Origin of the sequence: Photorhabdus sp. RM96S (assembly GCF_042879335.1) — a bacterium.
Taxonomy (GTDB): Bacteria; Pseudomonadota; Gammaproteobacteria; order Enterobacterales; family Enterobacteriaceae; genus Photorhabdus; species Photorhabdus kayaii.
In genome coordinates this window covers 1-267 of the sequence record NZ_JBHFKT010000250.1, presented here as the reverse complement: position 1 = coordinate 267, position 267 = coordinate 1, and the positions used below count along the sequence as shown (strand labels likewise).

Genomic DNA, 267 nt, shown 5'->3' with positions numbered 1-267 from the left:
CGCTAGCGTGCCTCTTACCATATCCCCCAGTTGAAATTCCATTTTATGCTCTTCATTACTGGCATATTTAAATGACAGATTTAACGCCCCTTCCAGAATCATATCTAATTGTGCCCCCAGATAAGCCCCATTCCGTCCCTCTTCCACCGCCGCCTTACCTTTTAATCCCTGTTCACGAATTAAGGCGATTAATTTCTCAACCCCAAATTCCGTCGCAAACGCCTCAATTAAATCCAGCCGCAGTTTTATCCCAATCAGCGGCGCTAA

The 267-nt window shown here is 45.7% G+C and carries 1 pseudogene; it reads right to left on the bottom strand.

Going from position 1 to position 267, the window contains the following annotated elements:
* A pseudogene (locus ACGF49_RS25210) lies at positions 1 to 267 on the bottom strand (hypothetical protein); the annotation flags it as partial.